Source organism: Pseudomonas linyingensis (genome assembly GCF_900109175.1).
GTDB lineage: Bacteria > Pseudomonadota > Gammaproteobacteria > Pseudomonadales > Pseudomonadaceae > Geopseudomonas > Geopseudomonas linyingensis.
The window spans coordinates 263581-287270 of the sequence record NZ_FNZE01000001.1; the positions used below are offsets into that span (position 1 = coordinate 263581).

Annotated in this window: 25 protein-coding genes; 12 read left to right on the top strand and 13 right to left on the bottom strand. The window is 63.7% G+C overall.

Annotated features, from left to right (window positions below; all coding sequences use genetic code 11):
* Positions 1-2: 2 nt before the first annotated feature.
* Together BMZ19_RS01325 and BMZ19_RS01330 are read right to left on the bottom strand one after the other, a co-directional pair.
* On the bottom strand, positions 3-770 hold the full coding sequence (locus tag BMZ19_RS01325; RefSeq protein ID WP_090305697.1) for a methyltransferase domain-containing protein: 768 nt from the start codon (positions 768-770) through the stop codon (positions 3-5).
* A complete protein-coding gene (locus BMZ19_RS01330; protein WP_090305702.1) occupies positions 770-1072 on the bottom strand; it encodes a MazG-like family protein in 303 nt (100 codons plus the stop codon). The genes BMZ19_RS01325 and BMZ19_RS01330 overlap by 1 nt, the downstream gene beginning before the upstream one ends.
* Positions 1073-1210: 138 nt before the next feature.
* Between BMZ19_RS01330 and BMZ19_RS01335 the strand changes: the two genes are divergently transcribed.
* Entirely contained in the window at positions 1211-2098 is an 888-nt protein-coding gene (locus tag BMZ19_RS01335) for a PA4780 family RIO1-like protein kinase (protein WP_090305705.1), read from the top strand.
* A 95-nt stretch (positions 2099-2193) separates the two neighbouring features.
* On the opposite strand, the gene yacG is transcribed toward BMZ19_RS01335, so the two are convergent.
* The 5 genes from yacG to pilB all read right to left on the bottom strand — a co-directional run bounded on the left by yacG (position 2194) and on the right by pilB (position 6951).
* On the bottom strand, positions 2194-2400 hold the full coding sequence (yacG, locus tag BMZ19_RS01340; protein WP_090305707.1) for a DNA gyrase inhibitor YacG: 207 nt from the start codon (positions 2398-2400) through the stop codon (positions 2194-2196).
* Positions 2397-3008, bottom strand: a complete 612-nt coding sequence (gene coaE, locus BMZ19_RS01345) for a dephospho-CoA kinase (RefSeq protein WP_090305710.1) — start codon at positions 3006-3008, stop codon at positions 2397-2399. Before coaE ends, yacG begins: the two co-directional genes overlap by 4 nt.
* Positions 3009-3154: 146 nt before the next feature.
* Positions 3155-4027 (bottom strand): prepilin peptidase, encoded by an 873-nt coding sequence (locus BMZ19_RS01350; RefSeq protein ID WP_090305712.1) that lies wholly within the window; start codon positions 4025-4027, stop codon positions 3155-3157.
* A 3-nt stretch (positions 4028-4030) separates the two neighbouring features.
* Positions 4031-5248: a type II secretion system F family protein gene (locus BMZ19_RS01355; protein WP_090305716.1), complete on the bottom strand. Its 1218-nt coding sequence runs from the start codon at positions 5246-5248 to the stop codon at positions 4031-4033.
* A 2-nt stretch (positions 5249-5250) separates the two neighbouring features.
* The gene (gene pilB / locus BMZ19_RS01360; protein WP_090305718.1) at positions 5251-6951 is read right to left on the bottom strand and encodes a type IV-A pilus assembly ATPase PilB; all 1701 of its coding nucleotides are present in this window, start codon (positions 6949-6951) and stop codon (positions 5251-5253) included.
* 232 nt (positions 6952-7183) lie between these two features.
* On the opposite strand from pilB, the gene BMZ19_RS01365 reads away from it, so the two are divergent.
* The 4 genes from BMZ19_RS01365 (at position 7184) to BMZ19_RS01380 (ending at position 11500) form a co-directional block, all read left to right on the top strand.
* Positions 7184-7627 carry a pilin gene (locus tag BMZ19_RS01365; protein WP_090305721.1) on the top strand — a complete coding sequence of 148 codons (444 nt, stop codon included), beginning with the start codon at positions 7184-7186 and terminating at the stop codon, positions 7625-7627.
* 231 nt (positions 7628-7858) lie between these two features.
* Positions 7859-9193 (top strand): sulfatase-like hydrolase/transferase, encoded by a 1335-nt coding sequence (locus tag BMZ19_RS01370; protein ID WP_139214627.1) that lies wholly within the window; start codon positions 7859-7861, stop codon positions 9191-9193.
* A 65-nt stretch (positions 9194-9258) separates the two neighbouring features.
* On the top strand, positions 9259-10866 hold the full coding sequence (locus BMZ19_RS01375) for an O-antigen ligase family protein (protein ID WP_090305727.1): 1608 nt from the start codon (positions 9259-9261) through the stop codon (positions 10864-10866).
* A gap of 145 nt (positions 10867-11011) precedes the next feature.
* Positions 11012-11500: a phosphate-starvation-inducible protein PsiE gene (locus tag BMZ19_RS01380; RefSeq protein ID WP_090305730.1), complete on the top strand. Its 489-nt coding sequence runs from the start codon at positions 11012-11014 to the stop codon at positions 11498-11500.
* Positions 11501-11519: 19 nt separating this feature from the next.
* Here BMZ19_RS01380 and BMZ19_RS01385 read toward each other — a convergent pair whose 3' ends face one another.
* Both BMZ19_RS01385 and yaaA read right to left on the bottom strand, forming a co-directional pair.
* Positions 11520-11984, bottom strand: a complete 465-nt coding sequence (locus tag BMZ19_RS01385; protein ID WP_090305733.1) for a multidrug transporter — start codon at positions 11982-11984, stop codon at positions 11520-11522.
* A 20-nt stretch (positions 11985-12004) separates the two neighbouring features.
* Positions 12005-12784 carry a peroxide stress protein YaaA gene (yaaA, locus tag BMZ19_RS01390; protein WP_090305736.1) on the bottom strand — a complete coding sequence of 260 codons (780 nt, stop codon included), beginning with the start codon at positions 12782-12784 and terminating at the stop codon, positions 12005-12007.
* Positions 12785-13067: 283 nt separating this feature from the next.
* On the opposite strand from yaaA, the gene BMZ19_RS01395 reads away from it, so the two are divergent.
* A complete protein-coding gene (locus BMZ19_RS01395; protein ID WP_090305739.1) occupies positions 13068-14456 on the top strand; it encodes a PhoH family protein in 1389 nt (462 codons plus the stop codon).
* 135 nt (positions 14457-14591) lie between these two features.
* Here the strand turns inward: BMZ19_RS01395 and BMZ19_RS01400 are convergent, their stop codons facing one another.
* Positions 14592-15302, bottom strand: a complete 711-nt coding sequence (locus BMZ19_RS01400) for an SIMPL domain-containing protein (protein WP_090305740.1) — start codon at positions 15300-15302, stop codon at positions 14592-14594.
* 346 nt (positions 15303-15648) lie between these two features.
* On the opposite strand from BMZ19_RS01400, the gene BMZ19_RS01405 reads away from it, so the two are divergent.
* The 6 genes from BMZ19_RS01405 to BMZ19_RS01430 all read left to right on the top strand — a co-directional run bounded on the left by BMZ19_RS01405 (position 15649) and on the right by BMZ19_RS01430 (position 20519).
* Positions 15649-16911: an ATP-binding protein gene (locus BMZ19_RS01405; protein WP_090305743.1), complete on the top strand. Its 1263-nt coding sequence runs from the start codon at positions 15649-15651 to the stop codon at positions 16909-16911.
* 28 nt (positions 16912-16939) lie between these two features.
* Positions 16940-17500 carry a response regulator transcription factor gene (locus BMZ19_RS01410; RefSeq protein WP_090305746.1) on the top strand — a complete coding sequence of 187 codons (561 nt, stop codon included), beginning with the start codon at positions 16940-16942 and terminating at the stop codon, positions 17498-17500.
* Positions 17501-17624: 124 nt separating this feature from the next.
* Positions 17625-18566: an AEC family transporter gene (locus BMZ19_RS01415; RefSeq protein WP_090305749.1), complete on the top strand. Its 942-nt coding sequence runs from the start codon at positions 17625-17627 to the stop codon at positions 18564-18566.
* Positions 18567-18751: 185 nt separating this feature from the next.
* Positions 18752-19735 (top strand): M23 family metallopeptidase, encoded by a 984-nt coding sequence (locus BMZ19_RS01420; protein WP_090305752.1) that lies wholly within the window; start codon positions 18752-18754, stop codon positions 19733-19735.
* Positions 19710-20072, top strand: coding sequence for a hypothetical protein (locus BMZ19_RS01425; RefSeq protein WP_244517084.1), 363 nt, complete (start codon positions 19710-19712; stop codon positions 20070-20072). The genes BMZ19_RS01420 and BMZ19_RS01425 overlap by 26 nt, the downstream gene beginning before the upstream one ends.
* 18 nt (positions 20073-20090) lie before the next feature.
* On the top strand, positions 20091-20519 hold the full coding sequence (locus BMZ19_RS01430) for a bactofilin family protein (RefSeq protein WP_090305755.1): 429 nt from the start codon (positions 20091-20093) through the stop codon (positions 20517-20519).
* A gap of 94 nt (positions 20520-20613) precedes the next feature.
* Here BMZ19_RS01430 and BMZ19_RS01435 read toward each other — a convergent pair whose 3' ends face one another.
* The 3 genes from BMZ19_RS01435 to gatB form a co-directional block, all read right to left on the bottom strand.
* Positions 20614-21699: a calcium/sodium antiporter gene (locus BMZ19_RS01435; protein WP_090305758.1), complete on the bottom strand. Its 1086-nt coding sequence runs from the start codon at positions 21697-21699 to the stop codon at positions 20614-20616.
* Positions 21700-21805: 106 nt separating this feature from the next.
* Positions 21806-22180: a septal ring lytic transglycosylase RlpA family protein gene (locus BMZ19_RS01440; RefSeq protein WP_090305761.1), complete on the bottom strand. Its 375-nt coding sequence runs from the start codon at positions 22178-22180 to the stop codon at positions 21806-21808.
* 54 nt (positions 22181-22234) lie between these two features.
* Complete coding sequence (gatB, locus tag BMZ19_RS01445; protein WP_090305764.1) at positions 22235-23683, bottom strand: Asp-tRNA(Asn)/Glu-tRNA(Gln) amidotransferase subunit GatB; 1449 nt, start codon at positions 23681-23683, stop codon at positions 22235-22237.
* Positions 23684-23690 lie beyond the last annotated feature (7 nt).

Consider the following 23690-nt stretch of genomic DNA (forward strand, 5'->3'; position numbering starts at 1 on the left):
GTTCAGGGCTGTGGTCGGCACAGCCAGTGCAGGTAGCGGCCGAGGCCGGCGAAGGTGGGATGGCGACGGTGCGCCAGCTCCATCTCCAGCAGGTCGGTCAGCTCGGCGCGGGCCTGGAAGTCGGCCGGCATGTAGTCGTGGAATACCCGCACGCCGCTGCTCTGTTCGACCCGGAACCAGTCGTCGAGTTGCCCGGCCAGCTCGTGTGGGTCCAGCGGGCGCTGCGGGGTCAGGCTCTGGCCTTCGCCGGCGAAGCGCTCCTGGCGCAGCTTGCGGAAGTGGCCCTTGAGCAGGTTGCGATAGATCAGCGCGTCGCGGTTGTAGAAGGCCAGCGACAGCCAGCCATCCGGCGCGGTGAGCTGGTGCAGCACCGGCAGGATCGCCGGCGGCTCGGCCAGCCACTCCAGCACGGCATGGCAGAGCACCAGGTCGAAGGGCTCGCTGAACTGGCCGAGCAGCTCCTGCCAGGGGGCCTGGACGAAGGTGGCCGCACAGCCCGCTTCGGCAAAGCGTGCGCGGGCACCCTCGAGCATCGGTGCCGCCGGCTCGGCGAGGGTCACCCGATGGCCGTGCTCGGCCAGCCACAGGCTCATGTGGCCGAGCCCGGCGCCGACGTCGAGCACCCGTAGCGGGCGTTCGGGCAGCACTTCCTTGAGGTCGGCCTGCAGTACTGCCAGGCGGATCGCGCCCTTGGCGCCGCCGTAGATCTTCTCGGCAAAGCGCGTGGCCAGTTCGTCGAAGTGGCGGTCGTGTTGAGTGTGTGCAGTCATTACTTATAGCGCCGTTCGGTGTCGGCCAGCTTGGCGCGCACCACGGCGTCCAGGTCCAGGCCCAGTTCGCTGCACAGCAGCAGAAGGTAGAGCACCACGTCGCCGATCTCCTGGCCGGCGTGTTCCAGCTGGGCGGGCGGCAGGGCGCGCGCCTCGTCCTCGTTCAGCCACTGGAAGATTTCCACCAGCTCGGCCATCTCCACGCTGGCGGCCATGGTCAGGTTCTTCGGGCTGTGAAAGCGCCGCCAGTCGTTGTGATCGCGGATGGCGTGCAGGCGGCGGGTCAGTTCGTCGATGTTCATGGGCGCTCCTTGATGGAGCATAGCTTCGGCTTTCGTCGGCAATGCAGCAAGTCTGCCGGCAATTGCTACGCCGCGCCGGTCGTTTGCCGTATAAGATGACGGGATTTTTCCAGGCAAGTGCGAGCCCTATAAAAACTGATGAAAACACCAAAACGCCTTGAGCCACTGGCCGAGGATGGCCTGATCGACGAGGTGCTGCGTCCGCTGATGAGCGGCAAGGAAGCAGCCGTGTATGTGGTGCGTTGCGGCAATCAGCTGCGCTGCGCCAAGGTCTACAAGGAGGCCAACAAGCGCAGCTTCCGCCAGGCGGCCCAGTACCAGGAAGGCCGCAAGGTGCGCAACAGCCGCGACGCACGAGCGATGGCCCGCGGCAGCAAACACGGGCGCAAGGAGCAGGAAGAGGCCTGGCAGAACGCCGAGGTGGCCGCGCTGTATCGCCTGGACAGCGCCGGCGTGCGCGTGCCCAAGCCCTACGACTTTCTCGACGGCGTGCTGCTGATGGAGATGGTGGCCGGCGTCGACGGCGATGCCGCACCGCGCCTCAACGACGTCGAGCTGACCCCCGAGCAGGCGCGCGAGTACCACGCCTTCATGATCCGCCAAGTGGTGCTGATGCTCTGCGCCGGCCTAGTGCATGGCGACCTGTCGGAGTTCAACGTACTGCTTGGCCCGGACGGCCCGGTGGTGATCGACCTGCCACAGGCGGTGGATGCTGCCGGCAACAACCATGCGTTCAAGATGCTCGAGCGCGATGTCGCCAACATGAACGCCTATTTCGGCCACTTCGCGCCCGAACTGCTGACCTGCAAGCATGCCAAGGAAATGTGGGCGCTCTACGAGGAAGGCAAGCTGACCCCGACCAGCGAGCTGACCGGCGAGTTCGAGGAACCGGAGGAAGAGGCCGACGTCGATGCGGTGATGCGCGAGATCAACGCCGCACTGGCCGACGAGGCACGCCGCCAGGCGGCGCTGGAAGCCGCAGACGCCCCACCGCAACGCGAGGAACCGCCGCCGCCGTGGTTGTAACGTCCCGAGTGCACATGGATGGGGTGAAAATCCTGTAGGAGGCGCGACCTCGCGGCGATGCGACCGTGAGGTCGCCCGAGAGAGTGTGTTCGTGCTCAGTGCCGCGGGGCGTCCAGCTCTCCGCTGAACAGGTCATCCTCGAGGCTGTCGCCGGGAATCGCATGCTCCTCGGCCGCCCAGGCGCCGAGGTCGATCAACTTGCAGCGCTCGCAACAGAACGGTCGGTATGGGTTGTCGGCAGTCCATTCCACCGGAGCGGCGCAGGTCGGACAAGCTACGGTCAGCGGCTTTTTCGTGCTCATGACTGGCCTCCTTGAAGGGTCAGATAGAAGTCGTGCAGGCGCTCCACCTCGCGCTGCAGCCAGACGAGGTCGCGGTCGTTGACCAGCACGTCGTGGGCGTGGCGCAGGCGCTCCTCGCGGCTGGCCTGGGCCTGCAGGATGGCGCGCACCTGCTCTTCCGGTACGCTGTCGCGCTGCACGGTACGCTGGATCTGCACCTGCTCCGGCACATCCACCACCAGCACGCGCTGGCTCATCTGCCGCTGCGCGGCGGACTCCACCAGCAGCGGCGAGACCAGGATGGCATAGGGTGAGCGCGCCTCGTCCAGCGCATTGCGCATCTCCTCGCGGATCAGCGGATGCAGCAACTGCTCCAGCCACTGGCGCTCCTGCGGCGCCTGGAAGATCCGCGCACGCAGTGCCGCGCGGTCCAGTACGCCATCGTCCTGGAGGATCTGTTCGCCGAAGCGGTCGACGATATGGGTAAGCGCCGGCCGTCCCGGCTCCACTACCCAGCGTGCAGCCTGATCGGCATCGACCAGATGCACGCCGAGGCTGCCAAAATGGTTGGCCGCCGCGCTCTTGCCGCTGCCGATGCCGCCGGTGAGGCCGAGTATCCAGGGTTTCATGGGTAAGGTCCGTTGCTGCTATGGACACATTATCCCTGTCGCGGCTACGGGGTGCCAGTTACGGATTAGGCGGGGAGGGGGCAGATCGCCAGCAAGCCGGCTCCTACGGTTGGAGTCAGCTTGCTGGCGATATGTTGCAGGGGAGTTCAGTTGATCCCGGCAAAGCGCAGATAACTTCCGGTGATCTCATCGCCCCACAGCAGCGCAATCCAGCCGGCGATGGCCAGGTAGGGGCCGAAGGGCAGGGGGGTGCCGCTTTCGGCGCTGCGCAGGCGCAGGATGATCAGGCCGAGCACGGCACCGACCACCGAGGAGAGAAGGATGGTCAGCGGCAGGATCTGCCAGCCGCCCCAGGCGCCGAGCATCGCCAGCAGCTTGAAGTCGCCGTAGCCCATGCCTTCCTTGCCGGTCACCAGCTTGAACAGCCAGTACACCGACCACAGGCTGAGATAGCCGGCCACCGCGCCCCAGAACGCATCGCCCGGCGAGGCGAACAGCCCCGACTGGTTGACGATCAGCCCCAGCCACAGCAGCGGCAGCACCAGCACATCCGGCAGCAGCTGATGGTCGGCGTCGATCAGGCTCATCGCCAGCAGCCCCCAGCTCAGCAGTAGCACTGCACCGGCCTGCCAGGTGAAGCCGAAATGCCAGGCGACATAGCCCGAAAGCACGCCGCAGGTCAGCTCCACCAGCGGATAGCGCTTGCTGATCGGCGCCTTGCAGCCCGAGCAGCGCCCGCGCAGCAGCAGCCAGCTAATGATCGGGATGTTCTCCCAGGCACGGATCTGGTGCCCGCAGTGCGGGCAGCTGGAGTCCGGCAGCAGCAGGTTGAAGCGCTCGGCCGGCTCCTCGCTCTCCAGTTCGAGCACTTCGCGTGCCTGGGATTGCCAGTCGCGCTGCATCATGATCGGCAGGCGGTAGACCACTACGTTGAGGAAGCTGCCGACCAGCAGGCCGAGCACGCTGGCGCAAAAAACCACTGCCAGCGTGTTGCTGGCCAGAAATTCGATAATATTCATGCTTCAGACGACGGAGCCCAGCTGGAAGATCGGCAGGTACATGGCGATGATCAGGCCGCCGACCAGTACGCCGAGTACGGCCATGATCATCGGCTCCATCAACGTGGTCAGGTTGTCGACCATATTGTCCACTTCCGCTTCGTAATACTCGGCCACCTTGTCCAGCATGGTGTCGAGGGCGCCGGACTCTTCGCCGATGGAGGTCATCTGGATGGCCATGGCTGGGAACACTCCGGTGGAGCGCATGCAGAAGTTCAGTTGCATGCCGGTGGAGACATCTTGCTTAACCTTGTTGACCGCATCGCGAAATACCACGTTGCCGGCGGCGCCGGCCACCGAGTCCAGCGCCTCGACCAGCGGCACGCCAGCAGCGAAGGTGGTGGACAGCGTGCGCGCGAAGCGCGCTACGGCGCTCTTGTAGGTGATATCGCCGACCAAAGGCACCTTCAGCAACGTCCTATCCACTTGGTTGCGGAGCTTTTCGGAACGCCGGTAAGCATGCTTGAAGACGAAGCCTATGCCGACTAGCCCAATCAGGGCGACAAACCACCACTCCTGCACCACTTCGGACAGGCCGATCACCATCTGGGTAAAGGCAGGTAGTTCGGCACCAAAGCCTTCGAACACGCTCTCGAACTGTGGCACTACCTTGATCAGCAATATCGCCGAGACGATCAGCGCCACCACCAGTACCGCAATCGGGTAGGTCATCGCCTTCTTCACCTTGGCCTTAAGGGCTTCGGTTTTTTCCTTGTAGGTGGCGATCCGATCCAGCAGAGTTTCCAAGGCACCCGCCTGCTCGCCGGAGTCCACCAAGTTGCAGTACAGGTCGTCGAAGTACAGCGGTTTCTTGCGCAGAGAGTTAGCCAGGCTGTTACCGGCGGCCACTTCCTGCTTCACCTCCAGCACCAGGGCGCGCATGTTCTGGTTTTCCACGCCGTCGGCAATGATGTCGAACGACTGCAACAGCGGCACGCCGGACTTCATCATGGTCGCCATCTGCCGGGTGAACAGCGCGATATCCATGGGCTTGATCGCCTTGCCCTTGCCAAATAGCGAGCCGGCCTTCTTCTTGACCTTGAGCGGGTTGATGCCCTGCTTGCGCAGTTGGGCCTTGACCAGGTTGGGGTTCAGGCCGCTGATCTCGCCCTTGACCTTCGACCCCTTGCGGTCAGTGCCCTCCCAGACGAAGGTGCTGTTCTGTAACGGTTTGGCCGCCATGGTTAATCCTTGGTCACACGGTTGACTTCCGCGAGGCTGGTCATGCCTTGCATGGCTTTGAGCAGACCCGAGGTGCGCAGATCGTTGAAGCCTTCCTCGCGCGCTTTGCTCGCGATCTCGATGGAATTGCCTTCTTCCATGATAATCCGCTGCAGTGCCGGCGTGATTTTAACCACTTCATAAATACCGACACGGCCCTTGTAGCCACCCTTGCAGGCATCGCAGCCCACCGGCTGATAGAGCTTGAACTTGCCGATCTGCTCTGCGGGGAAACCTTCCTCCAGCAGCGCCTCGCGCGGAATGTCGTGCACCTTCTTGCACGCGGGGCACAGGCGGCGGGCCAGGCGCTGGGCGATGATCAGGTTGACCGAGGTGGCGATGTTGAACGACGGCACACCCATGTTGCGCAGGCGGGTGAGGGTTTCCGCGGCGCTGTTGGTGTGCAGGGTGGACATCACCATGTGGCCGGTCTGTGCGGCCTTGACGGCGATCGAGGCGGTTTCCAGGTCGCGGATCTCGCCGACCATGATCACGTCGGGGTCCTGGCGCAGGAAGGCGCGCAGAGCCTGGGTGAAGTCCATGCCCTGCTTGGGATTGACGTTGACTTGGTTGATGCCTTCCAGGTTGATCTCCACCGGGTCTTCGGCGGTGGAAATGTTGATGTCCGGGGTGTTGAGGATGTTCAGGCCGGTGTACAGCGACACGGTCTTGCCCGAGCCGGTGGGGCCGGTGACAAGGATCATGCCCTGCGGCTGGCTCAGCGCCTTGAGGTACAGCGCCTTCTGTTCCTCCTCATAACCGAGAGCGTCGATGCCCATCTGTGCGCTGGTCGGGTCGAGAATCCGCATCACGATCTTCTCGCCCCACAGGGTCGGGCAGGTGTTGACCCGGAAGTCGATGGCCTTGTTGGCGGAGATCTTCAGCTTGATCCGCCCGTCCTGCGGCTTGCGCCGCTCGGAGATGTCCATGGCCGACATCACCTTGAGGCGCGCGGCGATACGGCTGGCCAGCTGCAGTGGAGGCTTGGCGACCTCGAAGAGAATGCCGTCAGTACGGAAACGCACGCGATAGCTTTTTTCGTAGGGTTCGAAGTGCAGGTCCGAGGCACCGCCGCGAATGGCGTCCAGCAGCATCTTGTGGACGAACTTGACCACCGGCGAGTCGTCGGCCTCGTTAGTGGCAGCCTCTTCCTTCTTCTCGCCGCCCTGTTCGAGGTCCACGCCGTCGAGATCGACATCGGCAAGCTCTTCCATGCCGGTGGCGCCGCTGTCGAAGAACTTGTCGATGGCTTCGCCGAGCTTGTCGTCCTCGACCAACAGGGTTTCCACGGTCAGTCCGGTGCTGAACTGGATGTCGCGGATGGCCTGCTGGTTGGTGGGGTCGGAGACGCCGACGAACAGGATGTTGCCGCGGCGTAGCAGCGGCAGCACGCGGTGCTGGCGAATCAGCTTCTCGCTGACCAGTTCCTTGGGCTGCCCCTCCTTGTCCAGCGCCTTCAGCTCCAGCAGCGGCAGGCCGAACTGCTCGGATGCCATCTCGGCCAGCGCGCGTGGCTTGACCAGCTTGTTCTGCACCAGATGACTAACCAGCGGGATCTTGTTGCGCAGCGCTTCGGCTTGGGCCTGCTGTGCGGTCTTGGCGTCCAGCAGTTCGGCGAACACCAGCTGGCGGGCCAGACCGGTGAGGGCGATGGAGTCGTTCATGGGGAGGGCAACCTGCTAATCCTGTGGCTGCCTTATAACGCAATGCCACCAAGCTGCCAAATCCCTGCAATGCGTGTGACAAAAAATGGCAGATCCTGGCGCGATTGGGTTCGGTGTCCAGGTGTGCAGCCCTGCGCGGCCCGTGAAATGCAGGCTTTAGGAAATTGGCACGCTATATGCTTTGGTCTCTCTAGGTCCGCAAGACCTCTAACTTTCTCAAGGAGCAATACGCATGAAAGCGCAAATGCAGAAAGGCTTTACTCTCATCGAACTGATGATCGTGGTTGCGATCATCGGTATTCTGGCCGCCATCGCCATTCCCCAGTACCAGAACTATGTTTCCCGTACCCAGGTGACTCGCTTGGTTGGTGAGATGTCTTCGCTGAAGACTGCGGTTGAAGAGCGCATGAGCCGCAATGCTGCGACCAACACCATTGCTGATCTTGGCTACACGGCCTCCAACCTGAGCTCCAACGCGGCAGTTGCTATGGATGCTTCTGCTGGTACTGCCTCCATTACCGCCACTTTGAACGGCAACGTGGCTTCGGCGGTCAACGGGGGAGTCGTGACCGTTTCTCGTGGTGCTGATGGCATCTGGAGCTGTGAAGTGACTGCGTCCAGCAACACTGGCTGGGATGACTCCTTTGCTCCGGCTGGTTGCCCGGTAGGTAGCTGATGAGTAGTAGGCAAACCGAGGTTTGCCTACTGTTTGTCTGAAAAGCACAACGCCCCGCGACTGCGGGGCGTTGTGCTTTTCAGTGAAAGTATCGGGGGAATGCGATCGGCTCGAACCTCGAATTGTACCGTCGCGAGAACAGTCACGAGTGGTGGTGAGGGTATGGGGACGTATTTTCGGTTGACGGAAGCTGGGAAGCTGCGTCTGCGGAGTTTTTCGTGGGCTCTTTTGTTGATCGTCATCGTGCCAAATCTGCTTTTTGTCGTGATGGCATGGCTGGCTGGGGTGGGGCGGTCGTACCTGAACTTGGACTATGCGGTTGCGGTATTTGTTGTGGCCTTGGGATTCAGGTGGAGCGGGGCTTTGCTGTTTTTGTTTCTTTTGTTGGTTGATCTTTTGGTTGTGGTTGGTCAGTTGTTTCCGTTTGTTCGTTTTTCTGATCTTTTGTATTTGGCTAAATTCACCTTCATTTCGTCTGCTCAGTACCAGGTGGCAATTTCTGTTATTGCTGTTGGGGTGCTGGCAAAGTGTTGGGTGCTGCTTTTCTTTGGGCGGCGGATCAGTCCAGTGGGGGGGGTTATTGCTTTCAATCTGCTGGTTTTTTTGTATATGTTCAAGGTGTATGGAGTTGGAGGGGGTGGGGAGGATAAGTTTTGGCGAGTTTCCAATGTTTCCTTGGTTTCCAGTCAGGTGGTTGATTTTGTCAGATATCGAAGTAGTGGGTTTCTCAAGAGTGCGGAGCTGAAAGGGGAGCCATTTACAGTATTGCGTGCTGATGCGGGTGCAGTCCCTCAGTGGATCGGTAATTTAGATGGCAAGGCGCTCCCCGAAAAACTGCTGCTGGTCGTCAACGAGTCATGGGGAGTTCCGCGTGACCCGAAGGTTCAGGAGGCGCTGTTGCAGCCGCTACGTGCTGTGTCGCGTGGCGAAGTTGAGCAAGGCAATTTGTCTTTTGTCGGGGCTACCGTGGCGGGAGAGTTGAGGGAGTTATGTCAGTTGAGGCCTAATAATTTCAACCTTGCAGCGGTGACGGATGGCTTTGGAGAATGTCTGCCAAATCGTTTGAGGCGGAAAGGTTATCGCACGGCATCAGTTCATGGTGCTGTCAGCTTGATGTACGATCGCAGGCATTGGTATCCCCGAGTTGGCTTCGATGAATCAGTTTTCTTTGAAAGCAGCAGGTGGCCGGAGCGCTGCTATTCCTTTCCGGGGGCGTGTGATCTCGATCTGCGAGCGACTGTGGGAGATTTTCTGCGGCTGGATGGTAAGCGTTTTCTGTATTGGCTTACTTTGAACTCTCATGCATTTTATGATCAGAGAGATATTCGAGAGGATGTCTTTGATTGCAGGCTTTTTGATGTTGACTCTGGTTCTCGCGAATGTCTGAACTTAAAGTTGCAGGCGCAGTTCTTTCATGGGTTGGGTGAGCTGCTTGGCTCGGGAATCCTGCGCGGTACGGCGGTGTTGGTCGTGGGGGATCACGAACCGCCGCTCACCAAGACGCGAGGGGAAAAAGCCGTCTTTGCCGAAGGCATGGTGCCGTGGGTGAGTTTCGTTGTGGAGTAGATGCTGGGGGCTGGTGAGAAACTGCCGTTTGTGACAGGTAATCAGAAGGATGGAGTGGGGGTTGAATGACTGAGCGAGAAATGGATTGCGTGCGCGTGCGGTACGAAATAGTGCCGGCTTTCCTTATGGCCGTGACTCTTGGTTTTTCCGTGGGGCTGCTCGCTGATTTCTGGTGGCTGGGGAACTTGCAGGCGGCCATTTTCGTGTTGGCCATGGTTTGTTTTTCTAGATCAAAGGGGGGCATGCTTGGAAATTGCTTGCTGCTTGCTGGGGCTTTTGGGGGGGCGGTTTTTGTGGCTTTCCTTGGTTTGGTGAGAGGTGAGTTTCTCATCTGGCCAGCACTTTTTGTCGTTATTGCAAACCTGCTGCTGGTTGCTTTTCTATTGCGAGAGAGGACTTTGGGGGGGCTCGAATTCGCTCGGTGGAGGTCGTACTTTCCAAGAGTTTTTGTGATGTTCATGGCGTGCGGAGTTTTTTATGTAAACTTCATGCCGAACTGGATGGCCGGGCAGAGTGTCGCGCTACTGGAGGCTTTCTTTATTTTCGCTGTTTTAGCCATCGCCCGCACTGAGAAGCAGGAAGGAATGAGTTGGTTTTTCACCGGAGCGCTGTCCGCGCTGGCTTTGACCTTTGTGCTGGCCAATGCACTGGCAGCCATCGAAGGGGTTGCCATGGCATCTTGGTCGAGAGTGTTTCATATGGTGTTGCACTTGGTTTTTGCGGTTGTCTTCCTGCGCTTCTTGCTGAGTGATGCCCCTGTGTCGAGTCTGGTCGCCAAGGCTGTCCTGTTGGCTGTACCTGTCTATGCGATGTTCCTGATAACTGCCTGGGTGGGAATGGAGGTACCCGAGCAGCACGACTGGATGAATAAGCCACCGTTGTTCCGCCACATTCGTCATCTGGCCTATTTCCTCTGTATCGGCATGGTGACGGCGGCTTGGGCCAGTCTGGCGTGGCAGGGCGGATGGCGAGGAGCTGCGATGCTGACCTTCTGCCTAGTGACGAGCATTATGCTATGGAGTGGCAGTCGGGGCGCTTTTCTGGCGGCCAGCATTGGTATCCTTACCCTGTCGATCGGGTTTCCGCTGCGACGCTGTGCGCGCGTTTGGTTGGTGTTGCTGTTCGCCGTCTGGGCGGCCATGCTGGTATCTGCTTTGTTCCCGGTTGATCAGTCGGGTGTCGGTTGGCTGTCTGCATTCATGCGCTCCGATCAGGCCAGCTCGATCAATCAGCTTAGTTCGGGGCGACTGGGGATCTGGACTTATCTCGTACCCTTCATTGCCGAGCGACCATGGTTTGGATGGGGTGCTGAGGGCTTTTTATCTGTGTGGGAAGGCTTCCCGATCCGCCAAGCGCATAACGGCGTGATGCAGTTGCTGATCGAGTGGGGGGCGGCGGGGGCGGCGCTGTTCCTGTTGATCATCGGCTGGCTGTCGTTCAAGGGCGGAAAGCTTTATATGGTCACCGCAAAGGCTGGCAAAACCACGGTGACGCTCGCTTATGGGGTTTCGCTGTTGACTGCGCTGCTCACCCTTGCGCTTACCGATGGGATTTTTTATTTCGGCATGCCGATGACCTATCTGATGATCGCTTGTGCTTTCATCGGTGGAGAATTGATTCGTCATAAGCGGGTCGACCTGGGTTCGAAGGCGATATCCGATCCAGCGGGCTGAAAGGAATGCCAGAGCAGCCTTCCAGTTTGCTCTGGCGCAGTTGGCTGCAGTCTGGTTGAGGAACTGCCTTTCCGAGTGCAGTAGGCTTGCCATGCTACTCGCTCCATGACCAGATACGCCTTTTAGTTTACCGGAGTTACCCCTCATGAAATCCCATTGGGCCGAACGCCTGCGCCATGCCATGCACAGCCAGGCCGATGCCCTCGGCAACCTGCTGGTCGAAGGCTTTCATTACCTCGCCCTGTTCGCCATCGGCGGGGCGGTGGCTTGGGCGGCGGGGCACACCTTCCTCGGCATGTTCGAGCGCGGGCAGGCGACCATCGACGATATCCTGCTGCTGTTCATCTATCTCGAGCTGGGTGCGATGGTCGGCATCTACTTCAAGACCAACCATATGCCGGTGCGCTTCCTGATCTATGTGGCGATCACCGCGCTGACCCGGTTGCTGATCGGCGATATCCAGCACAACCACAAGCCGAACATGGGCATCGTCATGGTCTGCGGGGCGATCCTGTTGCTGGCGATAGCCACCCTGGTGGTGCGCTATGCCTCGACCAAGTTCCCCTCGCCGCCAGCGAATGTGCCGGGACGGAGCAAGGTGGGAGATTCGGCGAGTCTGGGCGATCAGCCCTGAGTGGCAGCCGGTGCGTGGCTCACTCGTCAAAGCGCCCGCGCAGCCGCTCGGCACGAAACTCCAGCGAGTTGGCGCGATAGCCGGGACGCAGCGGTGGTAGTGGCAGGCACTCCTGCCAGGCGCTGCCGGGCAGCAGGTTCTGCGGAACGCGGTAGTGCGGGCTGTCGTAGCGCTGGTGGGCGGCGAGGTTGATGCTGTCGCCGGGTTGGTAGGCGCCGACCTGCCAGCGCAGTTCGTGCAGCACGGCATCGCTGCCGTTGCGCAGTTGCGCGCGCAGCGGTCGGTCGCCGGGGCAGCTGGCGTCCAGCGCCAGGCTCAGCTCGAGATGGTCGAGGCGGCGCTGTTCGCGGCTGTCCTGCCAGATCACCCACAGCGCCACCAGCCCCAGGCCGAGCAGTGCGGCCAGCGAGATCGCCAGCGCCCGGCTCGGATAGCGGACCAGCAGGACCAGCCAGGTGAAGGTGAGCAGGGCACCGATCAGCATGGGGCTACCTCGTGCAAATGTCAGTCCTCGGCGCCGTCGCGCAGGAACACCAGCTTGTCCGGGCTCGACTGGGCTTGGGCGTAAGAGTAGCCGGCCAGATCGAAGCCCTTGAGGTCTTCGGGGTTGAGCAGGCGGTTCTGGATCACGTAGCGAGCCATCAGGCCGCGGGCCTTCTTGGCATAGAAGCTGATGATCTTGTACTGACCGTTCTTCAGGTCCTTGAATTCGGTGTCGATGATCCGTGCCTTGAGCGCCTTGCGCTTGACCGCGCCGAAGTACTCGTTGGAGGCGAGGTTGAGCAGGATGTCGTCGCCCTGGGCAGCCAGCGCCTCATTGAGCCAACCGCTGATGCGCTCGCCCCAGAAGGCGTAGAGGTCCTTGCCGCGAGCGTTGGCCAGCTTGGTGCCCATTTCCAGGCGGTAGGGCTGCATCAGGTCGAGCGGGCGCAGCACGCCGTACAGCCCGGAGAGCATGCGCAGGTGCTGCTGGGCGAAGTCGAAGTCGTCCTCGCCGAAGCTTTCCGCATCCAGACCGGTGTAGACGTCGCCCTTGAAGGCGAGCAGCGCCTGCTTGGCGTTCTCCATGGTGAATTCGGGCGACCACTGGGCAAAGCGCGCGGCATTGAGGCCGGCAAGCTTGTCGGAGAGGTGCATCAGCTCGGCGATCTGCGCCGGGGTCAGTTCGCGCAGCTGGGCGATCAGCTCGGCGGAGTGCGCGAGGTGCTCGGGCAGGGTGTGCCGCGCGGTCACCGGCGCGGTGGTGTAGTCGAGCGTCTTGGCGGGGGAAATCACCATCAGCATTGCGGGTCTCCTCTGGCTGTGCGGCGATTCTAGCAGTAGGCTGTCAATGACATGGCGGCCCCGGCGCTGGGGTGAAGCGCGATGCGGGCGGCTAGACTCAAATCGGTAGCACTTCTGAAGGGAGGAGCGACAGTTCGGCGGTGGTAACTTTCTTGTAATCGTTGGGACGCTATGTGGGGGACTGGTCGCCGCGTAATGTCGCGATACGACGGGACGGCGACCTTGGTGGCGGAGCGCCTGCGGGCATTCCGTCGCATGACCGACAGGATTCAGGTGACCGACCATGGATAAAAGTGCCAGTAGAACCACGCATCCCCGGCTGTATGTGCTCGATACCAATGTCCTGATTCACGATCCGAATGCCCTGCTGAATTTCCAGGAACACCACGTGGCCATCCCGATGACCGTGCTCGAGGAGCTCGATCATCTGAAGGCCGGCAAGCACAGCGTGGCGGCCGAGTGTCGCCAGGCGATCCGCCTGATCGACCAGCTGCTCGGCGAGGCCAATCCGGAACAGGTCGAGCAGGGCGTGCCGATTCAGCGTGGCAAGGGCGAACCGCGCGGCAGCCTGTCGATCCTCATGAGCCGGCTGGACACCGCCCTCAGCGGCCTGCCGGAACACCTCAACGACAACAAGATCATCAACCAGCTGGTGGAGTTGCAGGGGCGCCGCCCGGATGTCGAGGTGGTGCTGGTCAGCAAGGACATCAACATGCGCCTCAAGGCGCGCGCCTGTGGCGTGGCGGCCGAGGACTACCATACCGACCAGCTGGTGGACGACGTGGCGCTGCTGCCGCGCGGCTATCACGAGGTCAGCGGGTCGTTCTGGCAGAAGGTCGGCAAGGTCGACACCCGCCAGGACATCGGTCGTACCCTGCACCGCGTGCAGCTCAACGGCAGCCTGCCGAACGTGCACGTCAACGAGTTCATCGTCGACGAGCAGGGTTTCGTCGGCTGGGTCAAGGAAGTCGACAAGCGCCAGATGCTGCTGCTCGACTTGCATCAGGAGCCTCTGCTGCACCAGGAAGCCTGGGGCCTCAAGCCGCGCGACATCTACCAGGCGCTGGCGCTGTACGCGCTGCTCGACCCGGATATCCATCTGGTCAACCTGACCGGCGCGGCCGGTTCGGGCAAGACCATCCTGGCGCTGGCCGCGGCCATCGAGCAGACCATGGTCAGCAAGCGCTACCGGCGCATCATCGTCACCCGCAGCGTGCAGGGGCTGGACGAGGACATCGGCTTCCTGCCGGGTACCGAGACGGAAAAGATGGAGCCGTGGCTCGGCGCCATCACCGACAACCTGGAAGCCCTGCACATGGATGACGAGAGCACCCACGGCAGCGTCGACTACATCCTCCAGCGCGTGCCGCTGCAGTTCAAATCGCTCAACTACATCCGCGGGCGCAGCTTCCAGCAGAGCCTGATCCTCATCGACGAGTGCCAGAACCTCACCCCCCACCAGATGAAGACCATCATCACCCGCGCCGGCAACGGCTCCAAGGTGGTCTGCCTGGGCAACCTGGCGCAGATCGACACGCCCTACCTGTCGGCCACCAGTTCGGGGCTGACCTACCTGACCGAGCGCTTCAAGGACTTCCCCCACGGCGTGCACATCACCCTGCAGGGCGTGCCGCGCTCGGTGCTGGCGGAGTATGCGGAGGCACATCTGTAGCGGCCCGGCTGATCTGCTTGTTGGAGGCCCGACCTCGGGGCGAAGCTCTTTGCCCTTCGGCGGGCCCGCGGTCCGCATCGCCGCGAGGTCGCGCCTCCCTCAGGCCTACCGTAGTCTGCCCGCGAGAGCTGGCCCTCAGGGCATCTGCAGCTCGATCACGCCGTCGGCATTGACCGCCAGCTGGCTGTTGCCGGCCTCGATCTGCGGCGCCGGCGCGCTTTCCATGTTCATGTCCTTCATCGCCATGGCACGCATCAGCGGCGGGCGCGGAGCGCCGCTGGCGTTGAGGTCGAGGCGCACCAGCCGGTAGCTGCGCGCGCCCATGGCTTCGCTGACCAGCTGGGCGCGGGCCTTGAAGGCGGCCACGGCATCCTTGAGCAGCTGGTCTTCGTGCTGCTGGCGGCTGTCGCTGGACAGGCTGAAGTGCATGTCGGCCATCTGCAGCTCGTCGAGCAGCTCGCCACTGAGCTGGGCGAGGGCGGTGAAGTCGGCACTTTCCAGGCGCAGTTCGGCGCGCTCGCGCCAGGCGATGATCTTGCGCCCCTTCTCCTCGTAGACCGGATAGCTGTGCCGGCTGCCGAGGCTGACGCTGACCGGCTTGACCGCGCGGGCGCGGGTCACGGCACGATTGAGCGTGTCGGTGATCTGCGCTGCCAGCTTGGTCGGGTCGCTGAGTTGTGCCTCGCTGTAGAGGGTGACGTGCATGCGGTCGTGGGCCACCTCACGATTGACCTCGGCACGCAGGCTGACCTGGTTGTAGCGCGGTGGCTCCTCGGCGTGACTTGGCAGGCTGTACAGGCTGCTGCCGAGGACGAGCAGGGCGGCGAGACGGGGCAGGTGGCGCATTGGGGACTCCTGTCGGGCTGGACGTTGCCGGGCAAGGATAGCCGGCAATCGAGGATAGGACTGGGCGTGGGAACACGGGTTCCATGGCGAGCAGGGGCGCTTGCTCTTTTGGGAGGCCCGGCCTCGGGGCGGCGCTTTGGATCGGCCGGCGGCCCTGCGGCCCGCATTCGCCGCGAGTCGCGCCTCCTACAGGTATGGGGTTGGGCTTGCTCTTGTGGGAGGCCCGACCTCGGGGCGAAGCTTTTTGGATCGGTAGGCGGACCGGAAGCTGCTAGCGCCGCGCGTATTTGCCGCAGCCGGCGGGCCGGTGCTGTGGTTATACTCGCCCCAGTTTCCGGAATCCCTCATGCAAGCGCCCGTTCAGTTACTTTCCGCCAGTCTGCAGAACCTCGGCCGACTGGTGTTGATCCGTCTGCTCGTGCTGGCCGCCCAGGCCGGCTCGGTCGGTTTTGCCTGGCTGTCCGGCAAGCTTGAGCTGCCGTGGACCGAGCTGGGCATCACCCTCGGTGTTTCGGCGCTGCTCAGTGTCTTCACTGCCCTGCGCCTGCGCGTCTCCTGGCCGGTCACCGAACTGGAGTATGCGGTGCAGCTGGGCTGCGATCTGGTGATCCACAGCGTGCTGCTGTACTACACCGGCGGTTCGAGCAATCCCTTCGTCTCCTACTACCTGGTGCCGCTGACCATTGCCGCGGCGACCCTGCCCTGGCTGCATACCCTGACCCTCGCCGGCCTGGCGCTGGTCAGCTACACCCTGTTGCTGCTCTGGTCGCACCCGCTGGAGGTCCCCGCCGGTCCGCGCGAGAGCCTGGTGATCTACGGCATGTGGCTGAGCTTCGCCCTGGCAGCGGTGATGATCACCTTCTTCGTCGCCAAGATGGCCGAGGGGCTGCGCCGGCAGGAGCAGCTGCGCGCCGAGCGTCGCGAGGAGGGCATGCGCGACCAGCAGCTGCTCGCCGTAGCCACCCAGGCCGCCGGCGCCGCCCACGAGCTGGGCACGCCACTGTCGACCATGAGCGTGCTGCTCAAGGAGCTGCGCCAGGAGCACCGTGACCAGCCGGCGCTGCAGGAGGATCTGGCCCTGCTCCAGGAGCAGGTCAAGTTGTGCAAGGAGACCCTGCAGCAGCTGGTGCGCGCCGCCGAGGCCGAGCGCCGCCAGTCGGTCAGCGAGCAGACGGCGCGCGAGTGGCTGGAGGCGGTGCTGCAGCGCTGGCACCTGATGCGCCCGGAAGCGACCTATCGCTACCAGTGCCTGGGCGTCGGCACCCCGCCGCGGCTGATGCCGCCGACCGACCTCAGTCAGGCGCTGCTCAACCTGCTCAACAATGCCGCCGATGCCTGTCCGGACAATCTCGACATCCGCCTCGACTGGGATGCGCGGGAGATCTGCCTGAGCATCCGCGACCATGGCGTCGGCGTCCCCCTGGCGATTGCCGAGCAGCTCGGCAAGCCGTTCTTCACCACCAAGAGCCGTGGCAAGGGCTTCGGCCTGGGGCTGTTCCTCAGTCAGGCCAGCGTGACCCGCGTCGGTGGTACAGTGAAGCTGTATAACCACGAAGAAGGCGGCACGCTGACCGAGTTGCGACTGCCGCGCAATTACGGCGTCGCCTGAACGCCGATCCTGCCTTGCGAGGAATGAAATGAGCGAAGAAGCCCTGTTCGATACGGAAGAACAGCCGCATCTGCTGCTGGTGGACGACGACGAGACCTTCACCCGCGTGCTGGCGCGCGCCATGAGTCGGCGTGGCCTGCGCGTGTCGGTGGCCAATTCCGCCGAGCAGGGCTTGCTGCTGGCCGAGCGCGACATCCCCGACTACGCGGTGCTCGACCTGAAGATGGATGGTGACTCCGGCCTGGTGCTGCTGCCCAAGCTGCTCGAGCTGGACGCCGAGATGCGCGTGGTGATCCTCACCGGATACTCGAGCATCGCCACCGCGGTGGAGGCGATCAAACGTGGCGCCTGCAACTACCTGTGCAAGCCGGCGGACGCCGACGACGTGCTGGCGGCGCTGCTCTCCGAGCACGCCGACCTCGACAGCCTGGTGCCGGAAAACCCGATGTCGGTGGATCGCCTGCAGTGGGAGCACATCCAGCGCGTGCTGACCGAGCACGACGGCAACATCTCCGCCACCGCCCGCGCGCTGGGCATGCACCGGCGTACCCTGCAGCGCAAGCTGCAGAAACGTCCGGTGCGCCGCTGAGCGTGCTGAAGGGGTAACTCCGGGATAGGGGGCAAATCCACACTGCGTCGGCAGGGCAGGGCAGGGCAGGGCAGGGGCGGGCTGGCTGTTAAGATGGCGCCCCTCGTGTCGTCCGGATATCGCCATGCTCGCCCTGTTCCACGCCACCCTCGGCGTCACCGCGCCGGTGTTCGCCATGCTGTTCCTCGGCGTGCTGCTCAAGCGCCTTGGCTGGATCGACGAAGCCTTCATCAACACCGCCTCGGCCCTGGTGTTCAAGGCCACCCTGCCGACCCTGCTGTTTCTCGGCATCCTTCGCGCCGATCTCTCCACGGCCCTGCAGCCGGCGCTGCTCGGCTATTTCGTGCTGGCGACCCTGGGCAGCTTCCTGCTCTGCTGGGCTTGGGCGGTGTGGCGGGTGCCATATGCCGAACGCGGGGTGTTCACCCAGGGCGCCTTTCGCGGCAACTGCGGGATCGTTGGCCTGGCGCTGGCCACCAGCCTGTACGGCGACTACGGCCTGTCGCTGGGTGGCGTGCTGGCCGGGGTGGTGATCCTCTCCTACAACATGCTGTCGGTGATCGTGCTGGCGCTCTACAGTCCGGGCGTCAAGTCCGACCCTTGGAGCCTGGTCAAGGGCGTGTTGAGCAATCCTTTGATCATCGGCGTGTTGGCGGCGCTGCCGCTGGCCGGGTTCGAGATCGGCCTGCCGCACTGGCTGCTGACCTCCGCCGGCTACTTCGCGCAGATGACCCTGCCGCTGGCGCTGATCTGCATCGGCGGCACCTTGTCGCTGGCCTCGATTCGCCAGGGCAGCGGGCTGGCGCTGGGCTCGACGCTGTTCAAGCTGGTCTGGCTGCCGCTGCTGTGCACCCTGGGCGCCTGGCTGTGCGGTTTCGCTGGCCGCGAGCTGGGCATCCTGTTTCTCTATTTCGCCAGCCCGACCGCCGCGGCGAGCTTCGTCATGGCCCGCGCGGTCGGCGCCAACCACCAGCTGGCGGCGTCGATCATCGTGCTGACCACCTTGGGCGCGGTGTTGAGCATCAACCTCGGCCTGTTCGTGCTGACTTGGCTGGGCTGGATCTAGAGCGCAATCCGCCGCTCGGTGGCAGAGTGACGAATGCCGGTAGCTTATTTCGCCAGGAAGCCAGGGGATTTTCGCAATCGCCCATCAGGCCTCAGAAAAAAACTGCCACTTGCGGCACATTCTGTTGCGACGCTCAACGGCTTGCCCCCACCGGGCAGGCCGCTTTGTTTTCTGGGGAATCCATCATGAAGTTATTCTCGCCGTCGAGTCGCTCGCTGACGCGCGACGCCATCCGGGTCGTCAGTTTGCGCCGTCTGCTGCTCCCTGCTCTGGGTGTGCTGCTCGTGCTGAACCTGGCGACGTTCGTCGGTGGCGTCTGGGTTGGTCGTGGTCTGAGCCAGCCTCTGCCGCCGGTTGCCGAGGTCGAGAGTGCGCCAGGTGAGGAGGACCACTTCGCCATCGCTCGGGTCGGGGCACTGGTCGGACGCCTGAAGTCGCTGGAGGCGGATGTGTTCTCGCTGCGCACGATGCTTGGCGAGCACAAGACGCTCACCCGGCAATTGTCGGCCCTCGATCCTGCGTTGTTGCCGGCCCTGGTGCCGGATATTCCTGGCGACGTGCGCGGCGGCCAGGGGGGGCTGTGGCTGCCGCCTCGCGGCTGCTCCGACGAGTCGCCGCATGCGCAGGCAACGCCGCTCGAAGACCTGCAGCACGGCGAGGCGACAGCCCGCTGCCTGCGCAGCGTGCTCGATCAGCTGATGGAAAGTGTGGCCCAGCGCAATGCTGCGCTGATGGCGATTCCGTCGCGCCGGCCGGTGCAGCCACAGGCCCGTCTGGGCTCGGCCTTTGGCAACCGGGTCGACCCGTTCAACAGGCGCCTGGCCTTTCATTCCGGGGTCGACTTCGCCCTGCCCACCGGCGCCGATGTGCTCGCGGCGGCCGGCGGTCGGGTCCGTTTCGCCGGCCGCAACGGCGGCTATGGCAATCTGCTGGAGATCGACCACGGCAATGGCCTAGTGACCCGTTATGCCCACCTCTCGCGTTTTCATGTGCGGGTTGGCGAGGTGGTGACGCCCGGCCAGCGGGTCGGCGCGGCCGGTTCCACCGGGCGCTCCACCGGGCCCCACCTGCATTTCGAAGTGCTGCACAACGGTGGGTTCGCCGATCCGCAGCGTTTCCTGGCCCTGGGGGACATGGCGCGTGATGCCGATGCTGTGGCCAAGGACTAGAAAACCGTCCACCCGCGAGCTGCTGCGTGCCGAGCATCGCCTGCAGCTCGCCCGCGCTGGTCGTCCGTGGCAGTGGGCGCTGTTCCTCGTGCTGTGCCTGATCGGCGCGGCACTGCTGCTGCGTCTCGACGACAGCGGCGCGCGTGAGCGGCAGCTGGCGGCCCTTGCCGTGGAAAATCGCAGCCTCGCGGCGGCGCTGGAGCAGGCTCGCCTGCAGCAGCGCGAGGCGCAGGCCACCGAGGAGCAGCTGTTGCGGCGCAATGCGCAGTTGTCGGCGCAGATCAAGCGCCTGCAGACCGACCTGGCCTTTTTCCGCCAACAAAAGAAACGTCACTAATCATTCGGGAGCAAGGGGATGTTCAGCAACAAGAAGAAAGCGGCTTCACGGGTCACCATCGATCAGTTCTCCAGCCTGATTTCCGGCAACGTGTCGTTGGTGGGCGACCTGGAGTTCGAGGAGGGCCTCAAGGTCAGCGGCGTGGTCAAGGGCAACATCATCCACAAGCCGGGCACCCACAGCCTGCTGGCGCTGAGCGCGGAGGGCTGCATCGAGGGCAACGTGAGCAGCTATGACGCGCTGATCGATGGCACCATCGTCGGCGATCTGCGGGTCGAGCACCTGCTCGAGCTGCATTCCAACGCGCGGGTGCGCGGCAACATCAGCTATCGCCAGCTGAGCATGGAGAATGGCGCCGTGGTCGACGGCAAGCTGCACCGCCTGGGTGACGAGGAGGGGCTGGCGCAGGTGCTGGAGCTGCCGCGCCCGCAGGCCCAGGAGGGCTGATGCGCGGCCGCGAGCAGCACCCGGCGGATGCTGCTCACCTGTTTGCCGTCGCCCTGAGCCACCTGGACCCAGGCGCCGGCGCTTGGCGGGTGCCTCAGCGCTGCAGCTTCCAGGCCCGGCCGCCAATCACCAGCAGGGTGACGGCGGTCAGCGGCAGGACGAACCACAGCATGGCCTGGCTGAACATGGCCAGGCCGGGGGCGTCGGTACTGTGCATGATCAGCCAGACGGTGTAGATGGCGTAGTAGGCGACGAACAGCGCGCCTTCCCAGCGGCGGATGCAGTAGCCGGCGAAGAAGATCGGCAGGCAGGCCACGGCGACGGCGATCATCACCGGGAAGTCGAACGACAGGGCGTTGGCCGACACGTTGATCGGCAGCGGCGACAGCAGCGAGGCCAGGCCGAGCACGCAGAGCAGGTTGAACAGGTTGCTGCCGACCACGTTGCCGACGGCGATATCGCGTTCGCCCTTGAAGGCGGCGATCATCGAGGTGGCCAGCTCCGGCAGCGAAGTGCCGACGGCAATGATGGTCAGGCCGATCACCAGCTCCGACAGACCCAGCGCCTTGGCCAGCGTCACGGCGCCTTCGACCAGCAGGTTGGAACCGCCGACCAGCAGCACCAGGCCAGCGACCAGCAGGGCGAGGTTGATCGCCCAGGCATAGGGCTTAGGCGTTTCGTGCAGGCCGAACTCGTCGGCGAACTCGTCACCCGCGGCGGCGCTCTTGTCCTTGCGGCTGCCGATGATCAGGAACAGGGTATAGGCCACCACGCCGACGAACAGCAGGGCGCCATCCAGGCGGCCAAGGCTGCCGTCCAAGGCCAATGCCCAGGTCACCAGGCTGGCACCGATCATCAGCGGCACGTCGAGGCGGATCAGCTGGCGCGAGACGATCAGCGGCGCGACCAGCGCCGACAGGCCGAGGATCAGCAGGACGTTGGCGATGTTGCTGCCGACCACGTTGCCGATGGCGATGTCGCCGCTGCCGTTGAGGGCGGCCTGCACGCTCACTGCGGTTTCCGGTGCGCTGGTGCCGAAGGCCACCACGGTCAGGCCGATGATCAGCGGCGGGATGCCGAACTGCGCGGCCAGACGTGCGGCGCCGCGCACCAGCACTTCGGCGCCGGCGACCAGCAGCACCAGGCCGGCGATCAGGTAGACGAAGGTCATCAGGGTCATTGTTTGCAGACTCCGGGAAAAATTTGCGCAAGCTTAACGATTTATCGTTACGCCGCCAGTGTTTCCCGGCTGTCGTTTGTTACCGCTTGCTGCGTTGGCGGGCAGCTCAGTTCGCCAGCTGCTCGACCCGTACCGGCGCCACGCCGCTGCGCAGCATGCCGAGGCGCTCGGCGGCCGCGCGCGACAGGTCGATGATCCGTCCGCGGGCGTAGGGACCGCGGTCGTTGATGCGCACCACCACGCTGCGCTGGTTGTGCAGGTTGGTGACCCGGACCCGGCTGCCGAACGGCAGGCTGCGGTGGGCGGCGGTCAGCGCGTGCATGTCGAAGCGCTCGCCGCTGGCGGTGCGCCGGCCGTGGTGGCGGCTGCTGTAGTAGGAGGCCTTGCCTTCGCCGCGATAGCCGCTTGGGTCGAAGGCCTGGTCGCGGCTGGCGCAGCCGGCCAGCAGGACGAGCAGGGCGGCGAGGAGCAGCTGTTTCATCGAGAGGTACCTGTAAAGGGCACAACGCCGGGCGAGCCCGGCGTTGTCGGTGGATCACCCTTCGAGCTTCTGCTTGAGCAATTGGTTCACCTGGCCGGGGTTGGCCTTGCCCTTGGAGGCCTTCATCGCCTGGCCGACGAAGAAGCCGAACATCTTGCCGCGCTTGGCTTCGTCGCTGGCGCGGTACTGTTCGACCTGCTCGGCGTTGGCGGCCAGCACCTCGTCGAGCATGGCCTCGATGGCGCCGGAGTCGGTGACCTGCTTGAGGCCCTTCTTCTCGATCACTTCATCGGCGCTGGCACCCTCGCCGGCGGCCAGGGCCTCGAACACCATCTTGGCGATCTTGCCGGAGATGGTGTTGTCCTTGATGCGCAGGATCATGCCGCCCAGCTGCGCGGCGGACACCGGCGACTGGTCGATTTCCAGGTTGTCCTTGTTGAGCAGGCTGGATAGCTCGCCCATCACCCAGTTGGCGGCCAGCTTGGCGTCGGCGCAGACCGCGAGCACGGCCTCGAAGTAGTCGGCCAGCTCGCGGCTGGCGGACAGCACGCTGGCGTCGTAGGCGGACAGGGCGAACTCGCGCTCGAAGCGCTCGCGCTTCTGCACCGGCAGTTCCGGCAGGGCGGCGCGGATTTCCTCGAGGAAGCTGCGCTCGATCACCACCGGCAACAGGTCGGGGCAGGGGAAGTAGCGGTAGTCGTTGGCTTCCTCCTTGCTGCGCATCGAGCGCGTCTCGTCCTTGTTGGGGTCGTACAGGCGGGTTTCCTGCACCACCGTGCCGCCGTCCTCGATCAGCTCGATCTGCCGCTGCACCTCGTGGTTGATCGCCTTTTCGATGAAGCGGAACGAGTTGACGTTCTTGATCTCGGCGCGGGTGCCGAACGCGGCCTGGCCCTTGGGGCGTACCGAGACGTTGCAGTCGCAACGCAGCGAGCCTTCGGCCATGTTGCCGTCGCAGATGCCCAGGTAGCGGACCAGGGCGTGGATCGCCTTGACGTAGGCGACCGCTTCCTTGGCCGAGCGGATGTCCGGCTCGGAGACGATCTCCAGCAGCGGCGTGCCGGCGCGGTTGAGGTCGATGCCGGTCATGCCGTGGAAGTCTTCGTGCAGACTCTTGCCGGCGTCCTCCTCCAGGTGCGCACGGGTGATGCCGATGCGCTTGCTGCTGCCATCTTCCAGAGTGATGTCGAGGAAGCCCTTGCCGACGATGGGGTGGTCCATCTGGCTGGTCTGGTAGCCCTTGGGCAGGTCAGGGTAGAAGTAGTTCTTGCGCGCGAAGACGTTGCTGGCGGCGATCTCGGCGTCGATCGCCAGGCCGAACTTGCAGGCCATGCGCACCGCTTCGGCGTTGAGCACCGGCAAGGTGCCGGGCATGCCGAGGTCGACCAGGCTGGCCTGGGTGTTCGGCTCGGCGCCGAAGGTGGTGGCGCTGCCGGAGAAGATCTTCGATTGGGTGGCGAGCTGTGCGTGGATTTCCAGCCCGATCACGGTTTCCCATTGCATGTGTGTC